This is a genomic window from Synechococcus sp. WC101 (assembly GCF_047461555.1).
Taxonomy (GTDB): Bacteria; Cyanobacteriota; Cyanobacteriia; order Thermostichales; family Thermostichaceae; genus Thermostichus.
Genome location: NZ_JANSHG010000235.1, coordinates 1 through 2,606, shown reverse-complemented (window position 1 = coordinate 2,606; position 2,606 = coordinate 1). Strand labels below are relative to the sequence as shown.

Annotated in this window: 1 protein-coding gene; it reads right to left on the bottom strand. The window is 63.2% G+C overall.

The window, feature by feature from the left end:
• On the bottom strand, positions 1–2,606 hold a 2,606-nt coding region (locus tag NW809_RS11865), incomplete at both ends, for a magnesium chelatase subunit H (RefSeq protein ID WP_414402230.1).

Below are 2,606 nucleotides of genomic sequence, written 5' to 3'. Positions count from 1 at the left end.
GCTCCACCTTGTTCACCCGCCCCAGGGCATCCGGCTGGGGACGCACCCCCAGCAAACACAGCACCTGCGCCAGCGACTCGCCGTAGGTCTTGATGTTGTCCGTGCCCCAGAGCACCACCGAGATGGTTTCCGGGTACCTGCCGCCGTTGGCGCTCAGCTCGCGGGCCAGCAGCCGCTCCACCACCATCTCCGCCGACTTAATGGCCGCTGCCGTGGGGATAGACTGGGGATCCAAGGCGTGGATGTTGCGCCCCGTCGGCAACACAGCGGGGTTGCGGATGGGATCCCCGCCCGGCCCCGGCAGGATGTACTCCCCTTCCAAAGCGCGAAGCAGGGATCCCAGCTCATAATCGGCCGTGATTTGCTTGAGGCACTCTTCCAAAAACTCAAACAAAGGCTTGAGCAGCTCCGCCTCCACCTGCGGATAGCCCGCCTCCTTGAGGGCCACCAGCCAGGGCGCCTGCCGCCCCATGTTGAAGAAATTGAGCTTGGCCACCCGCGAGACCCGCCCCTGGGCGTCGGTTTGCTCCTGCACCAGGGCCGCCACCGCCTTGTGGCAGGCCTTGTTGATGCGATCCAGCAGCTCCGTATCCGCCAGGTGCCCTTGATCCCGGTTGCGGTAGAGCTCGTCGATGTCTCGGCCCAGGCTCTGGGCGAGGATGCGCGGCAGGCCGAGGATCCCTTCTTCCGGGCGGTCGATGCTGGCGATGCTCACCAGGGTAGCGATGGCCTCCTCCGCCGTGGGGGGCGCCCCGATCACATGCAGGCCACAGGGCAACAGCCGCGACTCGATCTCCATCAGCTTGGCGTAGAGCTTGCCCACCACCGTGTCCCGCTCTTCCAGGGTGAGCTGGGCCGCATCCACCTGGGGCAGCTCCACATCCTTGTCCAGGTTGACCAGGCGCGCCTTGTCGCAGATGGCATTGACAATCTGAATGCCGCGTCCTCCTTCCCGCAGGCTTTGGTAAGAGCCGATCAACTCCCGCAGCTCCTGCAGCCCCTTGTAGAGGCCGGCGTTTTCTGCCGGCGGCGTCAGGTAGCTGATGGTGCAAGCATAGCCGCGCCGCTTGGCGATGGTGGCCTCGCTGGGGTTGTTGGCGGCGTAGTAGTACAAGTTGGGCAGGGATCCGATCAAATTGTCCGGGTAGCACTCGCCCGACATGCCGATCTGCTTGCCCGGCATGAACTCCAAAGAGCCATGGGTGCCAAAGTGGATGACCACGTCGGCCTTCCAAACCTTTTCCAGGTAGGTGTAGTAGGCGGCAAAGCCGTGGTGGGGGCTGGCCGATCTCGAAAAGAGCAGCCGCATGGGATCCCCTTCGTAGCCAAAGGTGGGCTGCACCCCGATGAACAGGTTGCCAAAGTGTTTGCCGTAAATCAGCAGATTTTGCCCATCGGTATTCAGGTGCCCCGGCGCCGGCCCCCAGTATTTCTCAATGGCTTTGACATAGGGCGTCAGGGCCTCATATTCCCGCACCGACAGCTTGGCCGCCACGTTCAGCTCCGGGCTGGCGTACTGGGCCTGGGGATCGTGCAGGATGGACTCCATCAGCTCCTGCGGCGTTTTGGGCAGCTCTGGCCCCAGGTCATAGCCGTTGTGGGCCAGCGCCTGCATCACCCGGTGGATGGAGGCAAACACATCCAGGTAGGCCGCTGTCCCCACATTGCCCTTGTCCGGCGGAAAGCTGAAAACGGTGATGGCGATCTTCTTCTCCAGCTTGGGCTTGCGCCGCAGATTGGCCCACTTGATGGCCCGCGCCGCAATCAACTCAATCCGATCCTGCAGAGCATGGGCCTTGCCGGTGACGGCATCCCGCCCTGAGAGGATGATGGGATCGATGGCCCCATCCAGTTCGGGAATGGCAATTTGCAGCGCCACCTGCACCGGGTGCAGCCCCAGGTCGCTATTGGCCCATTCCTCTGTCGATTGAAACACCAAGGGCAGTGCCACCATGTAGGGACGATTGAGCCGTTGCAGCGCCTCCACGGCTTTGGGGTGATCCTGCCGCGCCGGCCCGCCCACCAGGGCAAACCCGGTTAGCGACACCACCACATCCACAATTGGCGCCGTCTTCTGCTCGTTCCAGAAAAACTCGTTCACCGGCTTGGAAAAGTCCAAGCCGCCGGCAAACACCGGCACCACCCGCGCCCCGCGCGACTCCAGCTCCTGCACCATGGCCACGTAGTGGGCATCGTCCCCCGTCACCAGGTGGGTGCGCTGCAGCACCAGACCCACGCAGGGGGCCAAGGGATCCTTCACCTCCTCTGGCAGATCCTCGCGGGCGTTGTACCAATCCCAATACTCCGCCAGGCTGGCAAACATCTGCGGCGCCAGCGGGTGCCAAATGCCCATTTCCAGATAGGTGACCGGCTCGGCAAACTTGACCTGATCCCGCATCCCCGGCAGGTAGCGATCCGCCAGCATCAGCAAAAAGTTCTCCAGGTTCTCGCGGGATCCGCCCAGCCAGTACTGGAAGCTAAGCATGAAGTTGCGGGCATCCTGGGCCTTGTCAAAGGGCAGGTACTTCAGCACCTTGGGCAGCGTCTGCAACAGCTTCAGCATCCCCTCCTGGAAGTTGGATCCCTGCTGGCGCTTGCGCATGAAC